Origin of the sequence: Enterobacter cloacae complex sp. SHL018 (genome assembly GCF_049237905.1) — a bacterium.
Classification (GTDB): Bacteria; Pseudomonadota; Gammaproteobacteria; order Enterobacterales; family Enterobacteriaceae; genus Enterobacter; species Enterobacter hormaechei_C.
Map to the genome: position 1 here is coordinate 147,991 of NZ_JBMKJE010000002.1, position 15,630 is coordinate 163,620.

16 protein-coding genes are annotated in these 15,630 nt (G+C 57.2%); 9 read left to right on the forward strand and 7 right to left on the reverse strand.

Going from position 1 to position 15,630, the window contains the following annotated elements:
* Positions 1–2 precede the first annotated feature (2 nt).
* From hypD to flhA, 3 genes are all read left to right on the forward strand, one after another.
* Positions 3–1,124 (forward strand): hydrogenase formation protein HypD, encoded by a 1,122-nt coding sequence (hypD, locus tag ACOTY5_RS10520; protein WP_032671927.1) that lies wholly within the window; start codon positions 3–5, stop codon positions 1,122–1,124.
* Complete coding sequence (gene hypE, locus ACOTY5_RS10525; RefSeq protein WP_047055852.1) at positions 1,121–2,131, forward strand: hydrogenase expression/formation protein HypE; 1,011 nt, start codon at positions 1,121–1,123, stop codon at positions 2,129–2,131. The genes hypD and hypE overlap by 4 nt, the downstream gene beginning before the upstream one ends.
* Before the next feature lie 62 nt (positions 2,132–2,193).
* Positions 2,194–4,266, forward strand: a complete 2,073-nt coding sequence (gene flhA / locus ACOTY5_RS10530; protein ID WP_017382808.1) for a formate hydrogenlyase transcriptional activator FlhA — start codon at positions 2,194–2,196, stop codon at positions 4,264–4,266.
* Positions 4,267–4,327: 61 nt separating this feature from the next.
* On the opposite strand, the gene ACOTY5_RS10535 is transcribed toward flhA, so the two are convergent.
* Positions 4,328–4,672: a nitrous oxide-stimulated promoter family protein gene (locus ACOTY5_RS10535; RefSeq protein ID WP_022649174.1), complete on the reverse strand. Its 345-nt coding sequence runs from the start codon at positions 4,670–4,672 to the stop codon at positions 4,328–4,330.
* Between the two features lie 175 nt (positions 4,673–4,847).
* Between ACOTY5_RS10535 and ACOTY5_RS10540 the strand changes: the two genes are divergently transcribed.
* Both ACOTY5_RS10540 and mutS read left to right on the forward strand, forming a co-directional pair.
* Positions 4,848–5,078 (forward strand): SymE family type I addiction module toxin, encoded by a 231-nt coding sequence (locus ACOTY5_RS10540; protein WP_017692767.1) that lies wholly within the window; start codon positions 4,848–4,850, stop codon positions 5,076–5,078.
* 113 nt (positions 5,079–5,191) lie between these two features.
* On the forward strand, positions 5,192–7,753 hold the full coding sequence (mutS, locus tag ACOTY5_RS10545) for a DNA mismatch repair protein MutS (RefSeq protein ID WP_017692766.1): 2,562 nt from the start codon (positions 5,192–5,194) through the stop codon (positions 7,751–7,753).
* A 139-nt stretch (positions 7,754–7,892) separates the two neighbouring features.
* On the opposite strand, the gene ACOTY5_RS10550 is transcribed toward mutS, so the two are convergent.
* From ACOTY5_RS10550 to ACOTY5_RS10560, 3 genes are read right to left on the reverse strand one after another with little or no spacing between them, the layout of a single operon-like run.
* Positions 7,893–8,114: a non-oxidative hydroxyarylic acid decarboxylases subunit D gene (locus ACOTY5_RS10550; protein WP_045141990.1), complete on the reverse strand. Its 222-nt coding sequence runs from the start codon at positions 8,112–8,114 to the stop codon at positions 7,893–7,895.
* A gap of 10 nt (positions 8,115–8,124) precedes the next feature.
* Complete coding sequence (locus ACOTY5_RS10555; RefSeq protein ID WP_015571702.1) at positions 8,125–9,552, reverse strand: non-oxidative hydroxyarylic acid decarboxylases subunit C; 1,428 nt, start codon at positions 9,550–9,552, stop codon at positions 8,125–8,127.
* Positions 9,542–10,144 carry a non-oxidative hydroxyarylic acid decarboxylases subunit B gene (locus ACOTY5_RS10560; RefSeq protein ID WP_017692764.1) on the reverse strand — a complete coding sequence of 201 codons (603 nt, stop codon included), beginning with the start codon at positions 10,142–10,144 and terminating at the stop codon, positions 9,542–9,544. Before ACOTY5_RS10560 ends, ACOTY5_RS10555 begins: the two co-directional genes overlap by 11 nt.
* 173 nt (positions 10,145–10,317) lie before the next feature.
* On the opposite strand from ACOTY5_RS10560, the gene ACOTY5_RS10565 reads away from it, so the two are divergent.
* Positions 10,318–10,725, forward strand: coding sequence for a MarR family winged helix-turn-helix transcriptional regulator (locus tag ACOTY5_RS10565; protein ID WP_015571704.1), 408 nt, complete (start codon positions 10,318–10,320; stop codon positions 10,723–10,725).
* Here the strand turns inward: ACOTY5_RS10565 and ACOTY5_RS10570 are convergent.
* Positions 10,722–11,609, reverse strand: coding sequence for a LysR family transcriptional regulator (locus ACOTY5_RS10570; RefSeq protein WP_032102894.1), 888 nt, complete (start codon positions 11,607–11,609; stop codon positions 10,722–10,724). The genes ACOTY5_RS10565 and ACOTY5_RS10570 overlap by 4 nt on opposite strands.
* A gap of 109 nt (positions 11,610–11,718) precedes the next feature.
* On the opposite strand from ACOTY5_RS10570, the gene ACOTY5_RS10575 reads away from it, so the two are divergent.
* Both ACOTY5_RS10575 and ACOTY5_RS10580 read left to right on the forward strand, forming a co-directional pair.
* Entirely contained in the window at positions 11,719–12,921 is a 1,203-nt protein-coding gene (locus ACOTY5_RS10575; protein ID WP_045141989.1) for an MFS transporter, read from the forward strand.
* Positions 12,918–13,295 carry a DUF4440 domain-containing protein gene (locus tag ACOTY5_RS10580; RefSeq protein ID WP_045141988.1) on the forward strand — a complete coding sequence of 126 codons (378 nt, stop codon included), beginning with the start codon at positions 12,918–12,920 and terminating at the stop codon, positions 13,293–13,295. Before ACOTY5_RS10575 ends, ACOTY5_RS10580 begins: the two co-directional genes overlap by 4 nt.
* Before the next feature lie 50 nt (positions 13,296–13,345).
* On the opposite strand, the gene rpoS is transcribed toward ACOTY5_RS10580, so the two are convergent.
* Positions 13,346–14,338, reverse strand: coding sequence for an RNA polymerase sigma factor RpoS (gene rpoS / locus ACOTY5_RS10585; protein ID WP_013098493.1), 993 nt, complete (start codon positions 14,336–14,338; stop codon positions 13,346–13,348).
* A 59-nt stretch (positions 14,339–14,397) separates the two neighbouring features.
* Complete coding sequence (nlpD, locus tag ACOTY5_RS10590; RefSeq protein ID WP_223230139.1) at positions 14,398–15,471, reverse strand: murein hydrolase activator NlpD; 1,074 nt, start codon at positions 15,469–15,471, stop codon at positions 14,398–14,400.
* Between nlpD and ACOTY5_RS10595 the strand changes: the two genes are divergently transcribed.
* On the forward strand, positions 15,404–15,544 hold the full coding sequence (locus tag ACOTY5_RS10595; RefSeq protein WP_223230135.1) for a peptidase: 141 nt from the start codon (positions 15,404–15,406) through the stop codon (positions 15,542–15,544). The two genes, nlpD and ACOTY5_RS10595, sit on opposite strands and share 68 nt — an antisense overlap.
* Positions 15,545–15,630 lie beyond the last annotated feature (86 nt).

Consider the following 15,630-nt stretch of genomic DNA (forward strand, 5'->3'; position numbering starts at 1 on the left):
ACATGCGTTACGTTGATGAATATCGCGCGCCGGAGCAGGTGTTGCAGCTTATCGATCGCCTGAAAACCCGCGCCTCGCTGCTGGACTACACGAAAGAAAAACCGCTGCGGATCATGGAGGTGTGCGGCGGACACACCCACGCCATCTTTAAATTTGGCCTCGACCAGCTGCTGCCGGAGAACATCGAGTTTATCCACGGCCCCGGCTGCCCGGTGTGCGTGCTGCCGATGGGGCGCATCGACAGCTGTATCGACATCGCCAGCCGCCCCGGTGTGATTTTTTGCACCTTTGGCGACGCCATGCGTGTTCCGGGAAAAAATGGCTCGCTGCTCCAGGCGAAGGCGCGCGGCGCGGACGTGCGGATCGTCTACTCACCGATGGATGCCCTGACGCTGGCGATGGCTAATCCTGAGCGTAAGGTCGTCTTTTTCGGGCTGGGTTTTGAAACCACCATGCCCGCCACCGCCATTACCCTCCAGCAGGCGAAAGCCCGCAACGTCACAAACTTTTACTTTTTCTGCCAGCACATCACGCTTATTCCCACGCTGCGCAGCCTGCTTGAAGCGCCGGATAACGGTATCGACGCGTTTCTGGCGCCGGGCCACGTCAGCATGGTGATCGGCACAGAAGCCTACGGTTTTATCGCTGAACAGTACAATCGTCCGTTAGTGGTGGCTGGTTTCGAGCCACTTGATCTACTGCAAGGCGTGACCATGCTGGTTGAGCAGAAAATAGCGGCCCTGAGTGCGGTGGAAAATCAGTATCGTCGCGTGGTGCCCGATGCAGGTAACAGACGGGCACAGCAGGCCATAGCCGACGTGTTTAGCGTCGAAGGCGACAGCGAGTGGCGCGGACTGGGGCTGATTGCCGAATCCGGCGTGCACCTGACGCCCACGTATCGCGCCTTCGACGCCGAAGCGCATTTCCGCCCGCAACCGCAGCAGGTGTGCGACGATCCCCGCGCCCGCTGTGGCGACGTACTCACCGGCAAATGCAAACCTCATCACTGCCCGTTATTTGGCAACGCCTGTAACCCGCAAACCGCGTTTGGCGCGCTGATGGTCTCTTCCGAAGGGGCATGCGCCGCGTGGTATCACTATCGCAACCAGGAGTGTGAAGCATGAACACGGTGGAAATGGCGCACGGAAGCGGAGGACAGGCGATGCAGCAGCTGATTAACCGGCTGTTCATGGAAGCCTTTAATAACCCCTGGCTCGCCGAGCAGGAAGATCAGGCGCGTATTGACCTCGCGACGCTGGCCGCCCACGGCGACAGGCTGGCGTTCTCTACCGACAGCTACGTGATTGACCCGCTGTTCTTCCCGGGCGGCGATATCGGCAAGCTCGCCGTCTGCGGCACGGCAAACGACGTCGCCGTCAGCGGCGCGATCCCCCGCTACCTCTCCTGCGGGTTTATCCTCGAAGAAGGGTTACCAATGGAGACGCTCACGGCGGTGGTCAACAGCATGGCGCACACCGCCCGCGAGGCGGGAATCGCCATCGTCACCGGGGATACCAAGGTGGTACAGCGCGGCGCGGCGGATAAGCTCTTCATCAACACCGCCGGGATGGGGGCGATCCCTGCCGACATTCACTGGAGCGCGCAGCAGCTTTGCGCAGGCGACGTGCTGATTGTCAGCGGCACGCTGGGCTGCCACGGGGCAACCATCCTGAACCTGCGCGAAGGCCTGGGGCTGGATGGCGAGCTGCGCAGTGACTGCGCGGTACTCACGCCGCTGATCCAGACGCTGCGCGACATGCCGGGCGTAAAAGCCCTGCGCGACGCCACGCGGGGCGGCGTGAATGCCGTCGTGCACGAGTTCGCGGCAAGCTGCGGCTGCGGGATTGAGCTGACCGAGCGCGGCCTGCCCGTTAAGCCCGCCGTGCGCGGGCTGTGCGAGCTACTAGGTCTAGACCCGCTTAACTTTGCCAATGAGGGCAAGCTGGTGATCGGCGTGGAACGCGCGGCGGCGGAAGCCGTACTTGCACAGCTGCGCGCACATCCTTTAGGGAAAGACGCGGCCATCATCGGCGACGTGGTTGAGCGCAAAGGGGTGCGCCTGACCGGGCTTTACGGCGTGAAGCGCACGCTGGATCTGCCGCACGCTGAACCGTTACCCCGAATTTGCTAGACCGCGCCAAAAGCGGTCAGCGCTGAATTTCTCTTTTTGCCAGTTTCTATTGGAAAGCAACAATGCCGTATACACCGATGAGTGATCTTGGACAGCAGGGCCTGTTTGACATCACGCGCACACTTTTACAACAGCCCGATCTCGGCGCGCTGAGCGATGCCCTGACGCGGCTGGTCAGGCAATCAGCGCTGGCGGACAGCGCCGCCATTGTGCTCTGGCATAGCGCAACCCACCGCGCGAGCTATTTCTCAACGCGTGATAACGGCAAAATCTTCGAATATGAAGATGAAACGTTTCTGGCCCACGGCCCGGTGCGGCGTATCCTCTCCCGCCCGGAAGCGCTGCACTGCAATTTTGACCAGTTTCGCCAGGCCTGGCCGAAGCTGGCAGAGAGCAATCTTTACCACCCGTTCGGCCACTACAGCATGCTGCCGCTGGCGGTGGAAGGGCAAATTTTTGGCGGCTGCGAGTTTATCCGCGATACCGACCAGCCCTGGAGCGAGGCGGAGTACGAACGCCTGCACACCTTTACCCAGATTGTGGCCGTTGTCGCGGAGCAGATCCAAAGCCGCGTCACCAATAACGTGGATTACGACCTGCTGAGCCGCGAGCGCGATAACTTCCGCATTCTGGTTGCCATCACCAACGCCGTGCTCTCCCGCCTGGACATGGATGAGTTGGTCAGCGAAGTGTCAAAAGAGATCCATCACTATTTTAAAATCGATGCCATCAGCATTGCGCTACGCGGCAACCGGAAAGGCAAGCTGAACATCTACTCCACCCACTACCTTGATGAAGCCAACCCGGCGCACGAGCAGAGCGAAGTGGACGAAGCGGGAACGCTGTCCGAGCGGGTATTTAAAAGCAAAGAGATCCTGCTGCTCAATCTCAATGAACAGGATCCGGTAGCCCCCTACGAGCGGATGTTGTTCAACACCTGGGGCAACAAGATCCAGACCCTGTGCCTGCTGCCGCTGATGTCCGGCAACACCATGCTCGGCGTGCTTAAACTGGCGCAGTGCGATGAAGCCGTATTTACCACCGCTAACCTGAAGCTGCTGCGCCAGATCGCCGAGCGTATCTCCATTGCGCTGGATAACGCCCTCGCCTATCAGGAGATCCATCGCCTGAAGGAGCGGCTGGTGGACGAAAACCTGGCGCTGACCGAGCAGCTCAACAACGTGGACAGCGAGTTTGGCGAAATCATCGGGCGCAGCGATGCCATGTACAGCGTCCTTAAGCAGGTGGAAATGGTGGCGCAGAGCGACAGCACGGTGCTGATCCTCGGTGAAACCGGCACCGGGAAAGAGCTGATTGCCCGGGCGATCCATAACCTGAGCAACCGCAACAGCCGCCGGATGGTGAAGATGAACTGCGCGGCGATGCCTGCGGGCTTACTGGAAAGCGACCTGTTCGGCCACGAGCGCGGCGCGTTTACCGGCGCCAGCAGCCAGCGGCTGGGCCGTTTTGAACTGGCGGATAAAAGCTCGTTGTTCCTCGACGAAGTGGGCGATATGCCGCTGGAGCTTCAGCCCAAGCTGCTGCGCGTTTTGCAGGAGCAGGAGTTCGAGCGCCTCGGCAGCAACAAGCTGATCCAGACCGACGTGCGTCTGATTGCCGCCACCAACCGCGATCTGAAAAAAATGGTCGCCGACCGCGAGTTTCGCAGCGATCTTTACTATCGCCTGAACGTCTTCCCGATCTGCCTGCCGCCGCTTCGCGAGCGCCCGGAAGATATTCCGCTGCTGGTGAAAGCCTTTACCGCGAAGATTGCCCGCCGGATGGGGCGAAATATCGACAGTATTCCTGCCGAAACGCTACGCACCCTCTCGGCGATGGAGTGGCCGGGGAACGTGCGCGAGCTGGAAAACGTCATTGAACGCGCGGTCCTGCTGACCCGCGGGAACGTGCTCCAGCTCTCCCTGCCAGAGGTTACTCCTTCTGAAACGACCGTGACCGCAACCGAGCTTGCGAAAGAGGGAGAAGATGAATATCAGCTCATTATGCGAGTGCTGAAGGAGACCAACGGCGTGGTAGCCGGACCGAAAGGTGCGGCGCAACGGCTGGGGCTGAAGCGTACCACCCTGCTCTCGCGCATGAAGCGTCTGGGAATCGATAAAGAGAGCCTGAATTAACCCGTCATTCCGGCGACGTCGCCCTGCGCGTAATTTGTCGCCCACTGCGGCGCGGAGCCGGTTATTTTTTGGGCCGATACTTTTCGGGTAATTCCGGAACCGGACGGCGATCGTCGATCAGATGACGGATGGTCAGAATCGGATGGCGCCATAACATACGTGGCCCTGCCCAGCGCATCACCTGCTTCATCTCTTCCCGTCGGGCGGGCTGATAACAGTGCACAGGGCACTGTTTGCAGGCAGGTTTTTCCTCACCAAACACGCATTTATCCAGCCGCTTATCGGCATAAGCCTTGAGCGCCGAATAGTGCCCCTCTTCTTTTATGGCGTGCGGACACCTGTTTTCGTACAGGGCGATCATTCTGGCGATCGTCTTTTTTTCTCGTGAAATACGTTTACCGGACATAACGTCGTCCTCAACAATAAAGTGCATTTATAATACCCTTTTATCCGCACATTTTCAGTCATTGCATTCCATTTTCTGAAGCGCCCTTCCAGAATTACCCCGCCCCCCGCTGCGTTTTACTGGTATTTTATACAGGCATAAATAACCACCTTTGACCGCATTCACCGGAGAGCTTATGCAAGAGATCGCGATCGCCAAACCCTATCGTCACTTGAAAGTGGGTTACTTCAGAAAACGTCATGAAGACCGTAAAACGAAAATTCCAAAACGCTACAGCGTACACGCAGCGCTGAGCCTGAAAGGCGACTGGCTTGAGCAAGCGGGATTTACCACCAACTCGCAGGTTCGGGTGGGCGTCGAGCACGGGAAAATCATCATTGAATTAATGGTGGAAGATGCCTCGTAAAGTCGTGACTTTTTTCTGCGCCGCACCTTTTTTTCATGCGACAATAGAAGGAACAATCGGCCATTGAGCCGCTCAAAGCGTAATATTTTCAAAGAAATGGATATCATAACTCCATGAGCACAATCGACAATTTCGACGCGCATACGCCAATGATGCAGCAGTACCTGAAGCTGAAGGCACAGCATCCGGAAATTTTGCTGTTTTACCGTATGGGCGATTTTTACGAGCTTTTTTATGACGATGCGAAACGTGCGTCTCAGCTGCTCGACATTTCCCTGACGAAACGTGGCGCGTCGGCAGGCGAGCCCATCCCGATGGCAGGTATCCCGCATCACGCGGTTGAAAACTATCTGGCGAAGCTGGTGAACCAGGGTGAGTCTGTCGCTATCTGCGAACAAATTGGCGACCCGGCCACGTCGAAAGGCCCCGTTGAGCGCAAGGTCGTACGCATCGTGACGCCGGGAACCATCAGCGATGAGGCCCTGCTTCAGGAGCGCCAGGATAACCTGCTGGCGGCGATCTGGCAGGACGGTAAAGGGTTTGGCTACGCCACGCTGGATATCAGCTCCGGTCGTTTTCGCCTGAGTGAACCGGCTGACCGTGAAACCATGGCGGCTGAACTACAGCGCACCAATCCGGCAGAACTGCTTTATGCAGAGGATTTCGCCGAGACGGCGCTGATTGAAGGTCGCCGCGGCCTGCGTCGTCGTCCACTGTGGGAGTTCGAAATTGATACCGCGCGCCAGCAGCTGAACCTGCAATTTGGCACGCGAGATTTGATTGGCTTTGGCGTAGAAAACGCCCCGCGCGGGCTGTGTGCCGCAGGCTGCCTGTTGCAGTACGTTAAGGATACGCAGCGTACCGCCCTGCCCCATATCCGTTCCATTACCATGGAGCGTCAGCAGGACAGCATCATCATGGATGCCGCCACGCGCCGCAACCTGGAGATCACTCAGAACCTCGCTGGCGGCATGGAAAATACACTGGCGTCGGTTCTCGACAGCACGGTTACCCCCATGGGCAGCCGTATGCTCAAACGCTGGCTGCATATGCCGATCCGCAATACCGACACGCTGATCGGCCGCCAGCAAACCATTGCCGCATTGCAGGATCGTTACACCGACTTGCAGCCGGTGCTGCGTCAGGTGGGTGATCTTGAGCGTATCCTGGCGCGCCTGGCACTGCGCACCGCGCGTCCACGCGATCTCGCCCGTATGCGTCACGCGTTCCAGCAGTTGCCGGAACTGCGCGCTCAGTTGGGAGAGATCGACAGCGCGCCAGTGCAGAAGCTGCGCGAAACCATGGGCGAATTTACCGAGCTACGCGAACTGCTGGAACGCGCCATCATTGATGCGCCGCCTGTTCTGGTGCGGGATGGTGGGGTTATTGCTCCGGGTTATAACGAAGAGCTGGACGAATGGCGTGCGCTGGCCGATGGCGCGACGGATTATCTTGATAAGCTGGAAATCCGCGAGCGTGAACGTCTGGGGCTCGACACCCTGAAAGTCGGCTACAACGCGGTACACGGTTACTATATCCAGATCAGCCGTGGGCAGAGTCACCTGGCGCCGATTCACTACGTTCGCCGCCAGACGCTGAAAAATGCCGAGCGCTACATTATTCCCGAGCTGAAAGAGTACGAAGACAAAGTGCTCACGTCGAAAGGTAAAGCGCTGGCGCTGGAGAAACAGCTGTATGACGAGCTGTTTGACATCCTGATGCCGCACCTGGCTGACCTGCAACTGAGCGCCGCTGCGCTGGCCGAGCTGGATGTCCTGGTAAACCTGGCCGAGCGCGCCGATACGCTGAACTACACCTGTCCGACCTTTACTGACAAACCCGGCATTCGCATTACCGAAGGCCGCCACCCGGTGGTTGAGCAGGTGCTGAACGAGCCGTTTATTGCCAACCCGTTGAACCTGTCACCGCAGCGAAGAATGCTGATCATTACCGGTCCCAACATGGGCGGTAAAAGTACCTATATGCGCCAGACAGCCCTTATCGCGCTGCTCGCCTACATCGGCAGCTACGTTCCGGCGCAGAAGGTTGAGATTGGCCCTATCGACCGTATCTTCACCCGTGTGGGTGCGGCGGACGATCTGGCGAGCGGTCGCTCTACCTTTATGGTCGAGATGACCGAAACCGCCAACATTCTGCATAACGCGACAGAGAACAGTCTGGTGTTGATGGACGAAGTAGGACGCGGTACCTCCACCTATGACGGCCTGTCCCTGGCCTGGGCGTGCGCGGAAAGTCTGGCAAATAAAATCAAGGCGCTGACGCTGTTCGCAACGCACTATTTCGAACTGACACAGCTGCCAGAGAAAATGGAAGGCGTGGCTAACGTCCACCTTGATGCGCTTGAGCACGGCGACACCATCGCCTTTATGCACACGGTGCAGGACGGCGCGGCAAGCAAGAGTTATGGCCTGGCCGTCGCGGCGCTGGCGGGCGTGCCAAAAGAGGTGATCAAGCGCGCGCGTCAGAAACTGCGTGAGCTGGAAAGTTTGTCACCGAATGCGGCGGCGACGCAGATAGATGGTACGCAGATGTCACTGCTGGCGGTCCCGGAAGAGACCTCTCCGGCCGTGGAAGCGCTGGAAAATCTCGACCCGGATTCCCTGACGCCGCGACAGGCGCTGGAGTGGATTTATCGGTTGAAGAGTCTGGTTTAGTTCTCTGCGGTCTTTTTTGCCGGGTGGCGGCTTCGCCTTACCCGGCCTACAAAACCCGTAGGCCCGGTAAGCGTAGCGCCACCGGGCAAAGGACCGCACAATATTATCGCCCGGTAAGCGCAGCCGCCACCGGGCTTTTTTACAGCAGCGGCGGGATCGTCGGCACCTGCGGCGCCTCATCAATATCCTTCTGCGTCATGCGGAACGCTTCCGGGTAATGCTCGCGGCTGGTACGGCGCAGCGGTTCGGTATCGCGCCAGGTATACAGACAGTGCTGACACTGGTATACCGTCCAGACACCTTTCGCCGGTGATGTTGCCATCACTTCAATATGTTCATCGGCACAACGTGGACAAATCATTTTTTCCTCCTTATTGACGTGCCGCCAGCATCGCGGTCAGTTTTTCGGCCCAGGCTTTGGTTTCAGGGAGATCCTGTACCGGCTGGCTGTAGTGACCACGGTTGTCCGGGGCAACAGGGGTGGTGGCATCAATGATCAGCTTGTCAGTGATCCCCGCCGGGCTGGAGCCGGGGTCAAGCTCGAGCACAGACATATTCGGTAGCTGCACCAGATCGCCTGCCGGATTGACCTTTGATGACAGCGCCCACATCACCTGCGGCAGGTTAAACGGATCGACATCTTCATCCACCATAATCACCATCTTCACGTAACCCAGACCGTGTGGCGTAGTCATGGCGCGGAGCCCGACCGCACGGGCAAAACCGCCGTAACGCTTTTTAGTGGAGATAATCGCCAGCAGACCGTGGGTGTACATGGCGTTTACCGCCTGCACTTCCGGGAATTCAGCCTTCAGCTGCTGATAGAGCGGTACGCAGGTGGCGGGCCCCATCAGATAATCAATCTCGGTCCACGGCATGCCCAGGTAGAGAGATTCGAAAATCGGTTTAGTGCGGTAAGAAACTTTGTCGATACGCACAACCGTCATGTTGCGCCCGCCGGAATAGTGACCGGTAAACTCACCGAAGGGCCCTTCAATTTCACGTTTCCGGCCTTCAATCACCCCTTCCAGGATCACTTCCGACCCCCACGGCACATCGAAACCGGTCAGCGGAGCCGTCGCAATCGGATACGGGCTTTCACGTAGCGCACCGGCCATCTCATACTCGGATTGATCGTATTTCAGCGGCGTGGCGCCCATCAGGGTGATGATCGGATCGTTACCCAGCGTAATGGCAATTGGCAGGTCTTCGCCGCGCTCTTCTGCCTTATGCAGATGCAACGCAATATCGTGCATCGGCACCGGTTGCAGGCCGAGCTTACGCTTGCCCTTCACTTCCATACGATAGATCCCGACGTTCTGCTTGCCGAAGTGATCGGGGTCGAGCGGATCGCGGGAGACAACGCATGCTTTATCGAGATAAAAGCCCCCGTCACCGTCGTTCAGGCGGAACAGCGGCAGAATGTCGAACAGGTTAATGTCTTCCCCGTCCACCGTGTTCTGCGCCCAGGCCGGGTTTGCACGACGCTCTGGCGCGACGGGAAATTTGTCCCAGCGACGAATAAACTCGTCGATCTGTTTTTTCACCGGGGTATTCGCCGGCAGCCCCATCGAAATAGCGTGGTTTTGCCACGAGCCGATAGTGTTCATCACCACACGGGCATCGGTGAAACCGCGAATATTATCGAACCACAGCGCAGGCGCGCCATCGCCAATGCGCCCGGTAGCGTTGGCGGCCGCCGCTAAATCCGGCTCAGCGTTTACCTCTTCCTCAATTTTCAGCAGCTGCCCTTGCTCATCGAGCGCCTGCAAGAAGCTTCTCAAATCATCAAATGCCATCTTTATTCTCCTGTGAAAAATGTTTCGCTGCCTGCAAACCTTCCCAGCGTCGGGCTTTTTTATGCTCCAGACCGAACTGGTCGAGAACGCGGGTCACGATATGATGGGTAATGTCATCGGCGGTTTGCGGGTGGTTGTAGTACGCAGGCATAGGCGGCACCATCGCCACGCCCATGCGGGAAAGGGCAAGCATATTCTCGAGATGGATGGTGCTGAGCGGCGTCTCACGGGGAACCAGCACCAGCTTGCGTCCCTCTTTCAGCACCACGTCTGCGGCACGCCCTACCAGCCCTTCGGCGTAGCCCGCGCGGATACCCGCCAGCGTTTTCATGCTGCACGGGATGACGATCATGCCGTCGGTGCGAAACGAGCCGGAGGAGATGGTGGCAGCCTGATCGGCCGGGCTATGGACGACATCCGCCAGGGCAGCAACGTCATGCGCAGTGAAGGGCGTTTCCAGCTCAATCGTGGTTTTTGCCCACTTCGACATCACCAGATGCGTTTCCACCTCCGGCATTTCCCGCAGCGCCTGCAACAACGCCACGCCTAATGGCGCACCCGTTGCGCCCGTCATTCCCACAATCAATCTCATTCAGCACCTCAATTAGTTTGTTCGTATACGAACATATTAATTAAACTACGCCTTGATCCTGCTGCTGACAAGATCGTTCGTATACGATCACACTAATCGCTAAAAAACTCTCGCGTTAAAATTCAGCCCGAGAGCGGCTATCATAGAGGGAGTATTTTTCCGTCGGAGTGTCCATGGAGTTAAGACAAGAAGCTTTCCACCTGCTACGTCAGCTTTTTCAACAGCATACCGCCCAGTGGCAGCACGCATTGCCCGAACTGACAAAGCCACAGTATGCGGTGATGCGGTCAATTGCTGAAAATCCTGGCATTGAGCAGGTTGCCCTGACTGAAGTCGCGGTGAGCACCAAAGCGACGCTGGCAGAAATGCTGAGCCGCATGGAAGCACGCGGCCTGGTCAGGCGCGAGCACGATCCGGCGGACAAGCGCCGTCGGTTTGTCTTTCTGACGGCCGAAGGTGAGGCCCTGCTTGAGAGCAGTAAACCGATTGGAAATGAGGTGGATGAGGCGTTTTTAGGGCGCCTTAACGGCGCGGAACGAGAGCAATTTTCAGCGCTCATTAAAAAGATGATGCAGGATTAAGTAACCCTGACGCGCATAAAATCAATAAATGTTCGCACTTTCGCGGGCACATGCCGGGCATCAGGATAAACGGCATAGATGCCCTGCTGAGCGAACGTGTACGCCGGTAACAGCGAGACCAGTTCCCCTGCATCCAGTGCGTTTCGCACCAGCCACTCCGGCAGCAGCGCCACTCCACATCCCGCGAGGGCAAAAGCCATCAGCGCCTGGGCGCTGTCTGCATACAGGCGCGGCGCTTTCTTGATCTCAAAGGAAACCGGCTGCTCATCAACACCTCTCACCTGCCAGCGCAGCGGCGACGTTAAACGCTCATGAATGATCCAGTCCGCTTCCGCCAGCTGCTCCAGCGAGTTAACCGGATGGTTTGCCAGCCAGCCTGGCGTTGCCACGGGAAGGATGGTGAAGGAGGTCATCAACGCGGCGTGGTAGCGCGAATCTGCAAGCGTGCCGAGCCGGATAGCGACATCGAAGCGCTCGGCGATAAGATCGGCATGCAAAGAGGACGAGACATGCCGCACGCGAAGGTCCGGGTGCAACTGGCTAAATTCAGCCAGCAAAGGCACCACCACCTGCGAGCCATATTCGGGCGTGGTGGTGATCCGCAGTTCTCCCGTCAGCCCGGCGTGGTTGGCGCGAACATCATCCTGCAATCGCTCTGCATCCCGTAACAGCATCACGCTTCGTTGATGAAAGAGCTTCCCCGCCTCGGTCAGCGTCAGGCGTCGGGTGGTTCGCAGCAACAGGGTGACGCCCAGCTCCTCTTCAAGCTGACGAATATGAAAGCTGACCACCGCTTTTGTCAGCCCCATCGCCTCCGCTGCGGCGGTGAAACTGCCGGTGTCCGCTACGGCGATAAACATCGCCGTACGCTGTAAATTAAGCATCGCTTGCCTGGTTAACTGTCAAAATAATGTTGACAGTATATCGTGCTTTGTCGCGTTTATCCGTAACGCGCGGGCCGATACGATACGCCACCTCACCGGAGGAACTTCCATGACGTATCGCAGCAAAATCGCCGTCGTCTTTCTGCTCGGCTTTTTCCTTGATTTGATAAACATGTTTATTGCCAGCGTCGCCTTTCCGGCGATGGCTCGCGCTTTCAATACAACACCTTCCGCGCTTGCCTGGGTAAGTAACGGATACATTGCCGGGCTGACGCTAGTCATCCCTTTCAGCAGTATCCTGACGCGCCGCGTCGGGCCGAAGCGCGTTATCCTGCTCTCACTGCTTCTCTTTAGCGCGGCCTCCGTTGCGGCGGGTCTCTCATCTTCGCTGGAAAGTCTGATTGCCTGGCGAGTCGTACAGGGCGCCGGAGGGGGTTTACTGATCCCGGTTGGTCAGGCGCTGACCTGGCAACAGTTTAAGCCTCATGAGCGGGCCAGACTCTCCTCGGCGGTGATGCTGGTCACACTGCTTGCCCCCGCGTGCTCACCGGCTGTGGGCGGTATGCTGGTTCAGACATTCAGCTGGCGCTGGATTTTTTTTGCCACCCTGCCCGTCGCCATTGTCACCTTTGCTTTGGCCTGCGCGTGGCTTAAAACAGAACCGTCGCCGATAAACACCACCAGGACAGTAAACCTGTCTTTGCTGACGGATCCGCTGTTGCGCTTATCCATGCTTATCTATGTGTGCGTACCCGGCATTTTTATCGGCGTGAACGTAACGGGCATGTATTACCTCCAGAGCGAGGCCAATATGACACCCGCCGCAACGGGCATGCTTATGCTGCCGTGGTCTGTGGCTTCGTTTTTGGCTATCACCGCGACAGGACGCTATTTCAACCGTATCGGCCCCCGGCCGCTGGTGGTCATCGGTTGCCTTTTGCAGGCGACGGGCATTCTGCTTTTAGTTAACGTCGGCCCGGCAATGCTGCTACCTGCCGTTGCGTTTGCGCTGATGGGCGCGGGGGGAAGCCTTTGCAGCAGTACGGCTCAGAGCAGCGCGTTTTTGACGATGCGACCGAAAGATATGCCCGATGCCAGCGCGCTATGGAATCTGAATCGTCAGTTGAGCTTTTTTGCGGGCGCTCTGCTGCTGGCGCAGGCGCTGAGCTTCATGCAGGATTATGTCGCGCCGCTGGCCGCCTGGCACGGGATGTTTGTTTTTGCCGCAGTCATCACCCTACTGCCCGTACTGTACGTCTACCGTCTTAACAACACGCAGTTACTTGCGCAACTGCAACAGGAGCAACCATGACCCATTTCGAACAAGAGATCCTCGACATTCACGTCGCCCTTGAAAACTGGTTAGGTGCAGGCGAAGGCGATCGGGACGCCCTGCTCGCCCGTTTCCGTCCGGATTTTGTGATGGTTCCACCGAGTGGTAACCCTTTAGATCATCACGCGCTTGCCCAATTTTTATATGCGCAGCGGGGAACTCGACCGGGGCTCAGGATCGACATTGATGCGTTAACAACGCTTCAGACATGGGACAACGGCGCAGTGCTCCATTACCGGGAGACGCAAACCCGGCCAGGCCAGCCCGTCAACGTGCGCTGGTCAACCGCGGTGCTTAATCAGGAAGGGGATAACATCACCTGGCGTTTGCTGCACGAAACGGCGCAGCCGTAAGGCATAAAAAAGGCCCGTCTCACGACGGGCCTTTTCTGACGAATGGTTGCTTACTCGCGGAACAGCGCTTCGATATTCAGACCTTGCCCTTGCAGGATTTCACGCAGGCGACGTAGTCCTTCAACCTGAATCTGACGAACACGTTCACGGGTCAGGCCAATCTCACGACCGACGTCTTCCAGTGTCGCAGCTTCATACCCCAGTAAACCGAAACGACGTGCCAGCACTTCACGCTGTTTGGCGTTCAGTTCGAACAGCCATTTGACGATGCTCTGTTTCATGTCATCGTCCTGCGTGGTGTCTTCCGGGCCGTTGTCTTTTTCATCGGCCAGGATGTCCAGCAGCGCTTTTTCGGAGTCGCCACCCAGCGGGGTGTCAACCGAGGTAATGCGCTCGTTGAGACGCAGCATACGGCTTACGTCATCAACCGGTTTGTCGAGTTGCTCTGCAATCTCTTCCGCACTTGGCTCGTGGTCCAGTTTATGGGACAACTCGCGCGCGGTACGCAGATAAACATTCAACTCTTTGACGATGTGGATCGGCAGTCGAATCGTACGGGTCTGGTTCATAATAGCCCGTTCGATGGTCTGACGAATCCACCAGGTCGCGTAGGTTGAGAAACGGAACCCGCGTTCCGGGTCAAACTTCTCAACTGCGCGGATGAGACCTAAGTTGCCCTCTTCAATCAGATCCAGCAGAGCCAGACCACGATTGCCGTAACGGCGGGCAATTTTCACGACCAGTCGCAGGTTACTTTCGATCATGCGACGACGCGAGGCAACATCACCACGCAAAGCACGACGTGCGAAATAGACTTCTTCTTCGGCCGTTAGCAGTGGGGAGTAACCAATCTCCCCAAGGTAAAGCTGAGTCGCGTCCAGCACACGCTGTGTGGCACCCTGCGATAACAGCTCTTCTTCAGCCAAATCGTTATCACTGGGTTCCTCTTCTACTAAGGCTTTTTCGTCAAAAGCCTCTGCTCCGTTCTCATCAAATTCCGCGTCTTCATTTAAATCATGAACTTTCAGCGTATTCTGACTCATAAGGTGGCTCCTACCCGTGATCCCTGGACGAGACACCCTGGCTGGCATGTCCCATCAATTTATCGCTGCGGTAAATATTGCAGCGGGTTTACGGATTTCCCCTTGTAACGAATTTCAAAATGCAAGCGTGTAGAACTGGTTCCGGTGCTACCCATGGTAGCGATTTTTTGCCCCGCCTTAACTTCTTGTTGTTCCCGGACCAGCATAGTGTCGTTATGGGCGTAGGCACTCAGGTAATCATCATTATGTTTGATGATAATAAGATTACCGTAACCGCGCAGTGCGTTACCGGCATAGACAACGCGCCCGTCTGCGGTCGCGATGATTGCCTGTCCTTTACTGCCTGCGATATCGATCCCTTTGTTGCCCCCCTCAGAGGTAGCAAAGTTCTCGATAATCTTGCCGTCAGTTGGCCAGCGCCAGGTGGTGATTGACGAGCTGGCATTCTGACTGCTTGCAGTCGGTACAGTAGAGCTAACCACAGGTGCCGTAGTCGGTGCTGTGACAACAGTCGCAGTACCTTTATTATTCGGCAACATTTTGTTAGCACTCTGATCACCTGAATCCTCAGAATACGTAATTACAGGTTGTGAAGCAACCACCGTGGTGGATTTTTGTGCAGGCTTAACGCTGTTATTTTGAGCCGTCACATCTGCCGCTGAAACCGTGTTGCCAGGCGTCAGTGGGGTACCCGTTGCATTGCCTACCTGGAGCGTTTGCCCGACTTCCAGACCATACGGGGCCTGGACGTTGTTTCGCTGTGCCAGATCGCGGAAATCGTTCCCGGTGATCCAGGCAATATAGAACAGCGTATCGCCGCGCTTCACGGTATAGGTGCTGCCGCCGGTATAGCTACCTTTCGGAATGTTCCCATACTTACGGTTATACACTATGCGGCCATTTTCGGTCTGAACAGGCTGATCCACTGGCTGAATCTGCGAAGGCTGCGTAACTGGACGCTGAACCGGCTGGATCTGCGGAGTTTGCTGCGCCGTGGACGTGCCCATTTTAGGCGGAGGGGTAATCAACATTCCGCTGGACGTGTTACCCGAGCCGCTGGTTCCATTGACGGAACTGACGGGCGCAGGTGCATTGTCAGAACTTGTACAGCCTGCCAGCCAGAGCGAAACCAGTGATAATGCCGCAACACGGCTGATGGTGAATTTTGGGCTTCCCGCGCTCATTTATCCCCCAGGAATGTGTTAACTACCAGTGACTTAAAAATAACCGTGATGGCACGAACCTATCGCGCCACACCATACGCTGAATTTGCCTCAATAACCCTGGAAAAA